The sequence below is a fragment of the Streptomyces niveiscabiei genome (genome assembly GCF_001419795.1).
GTDB lineage: Bacteria > Actinomycetota > Actinomycetes > Streptomycetales > Streptomycetaceae > Streptomyces > Streptomyces niveiscabiei.
Genome location: NZ_LIRL01001411.1, coordinates 1 through 1575, shown reverse-complemented (window position 1 = coordinate 1575; position 1575 = coordinate 1). Strand labels below are relative to the sequence as shown.

1 protein-coding gene is annotated in these 1575 nt (G+C 70.6%); it reads right to left on the bottom strand.

Going from position 1 to position 1575, the window contains the following annotated elements:
- Positions 1-89 precede the first annotated feature (89 nt).
- The coding region (locus tag AOK24_RS44560; protein WP_478078799.1) for an NACHT domain-containing protein at positions 90-1575 on the bottom strand (1486 nt) is incomplete at its 5' end.

The window sequence follows — 1575 nt, the reverse complement described above, 5'->3', positions numbered from 1 at the left end:
TTTCAGGAGTGAGAAGGAAGCACACCGGGGAGCCGCCCCCGTGGGGATGACGGTAGGGGGCAGGCAGGGGCGGGGCTACTGGTTTTTCCTCAGTCGAGGATCAGGCGGGGCGGGGAAATGAGGTCGGTGCCGAGGGTCTGCTTGCTGCGGTGGAGGCGGATGTCCAGGTGGGAGAGGGGTGCCAGGGGGGTGAGGTCGAGGTGGTGGCAGCCGGAGAACTCGATGAACGTGAGGCGGGGCAGTTCGGCGAGAGCCGCGAGGTTCGCGACCTGCCTGACGCCGGAGAGGTAGATCTTGGTCAGGTCCTGGTACGGCGTCAGCTCGGCGAAGTCGACCAGGGGTACGTCCATCAGCTGCACCGACCTCAGCGGCGAGAACACCCCGCGCGCCAGGAAGTCCCGCCACTGGCGCTCGCCGGTGAGGGTGAGCCATTCGAGGCGCGCCATGGCCTCGATCCCGGCGAGGTCCATGGTGCTCGCCTCCTCGAAGAGGCCCAGACCCGTGAGCCGGGGTGCGAAGGCCAGCTGGTCCAGGCGGGTCTGCGGGGCCCGGAAGTCGAAGGCCAGGTGCTGGAGTTCGGGGAGGTCCGCCAAGGGGGCCAGGGAGAACGGGAGGAGAGGGGTGTACAGGTAGACGTGGGTCAGCGGGGAGCCGGCGAGGGAGGTGAGGCCGGCGACGCGCGTGCAGTGGTTCACGGAGAGCCGCCGCAGCCGTGGGAACTCCTTGAGGCGTGAGAAGCCGTCGACCCCGCTGTTGCGGAACATGCCGAGGAACTCCAGCGCGGGGAGGCGTACGGCCGCCTCGGGGATGCCGTGGTCGCCGATCAGGTTCAGTCCGGTGAGCTGGGGGAGGCGGGGGAGCAGCGCCAACTCCTCCGCCCGGCGCACGTTCAGGATCTCGTCGGGGGTGACGGTGCCTTCCAGGACCGCCTCGAAGTACCGGACGGCGTCGAACGCCTGCCAGGCGTACCCGAGGGCGGTCCGTACGGCGAGGCGCTCGTCCTTCCGGAAGCGGGTGATCACCCCCAACGCGGCGTCCCCGCCGACCAGTTGAGCCGTCCGCACCACGGACGCCGCTTCCCGCGCCGTCAGCCCTTCAGGCCCCGGCAGCAACTCCAGGGCCAGTTGGCCCACTTCGGCCAGGGCGTCCGACTGCTCGTCCGAGCGCGGCGGCATCAGCACGCCGGTCCGCGCCTCCACTTCCTCCCGCACCTCGGGGTCCAGCTCCGGCGCGTGATCGAGACTCGCCGCCGCCAGCAGCACCAGCCGGTCCCGGTGCCGCCGTACCTTGCCCGCCTCCCGCAGCAGCTTCCGGAGGATCAGCCCCCGTTCATCCACCCGCGCATGCCCCACCGCCATGCACACCACGTCACCCCACTGGTCGTCATGCGCGTTCTTCACCAGCAACCCGAAATCCCGCGCCTCGACCGCGGCCTTCGCCCCCAAGTAGTCCTGGAACGTCCGGTGGACGAAGTCCACATACCCCGGCGCGGGCTCGCGCAGCAGCCCCGTCCGGATCAGCAGGTGCGTGAACACCTGCCCCGCGTCCCCCTGCGCCCGCACCTGCGGCATCGCC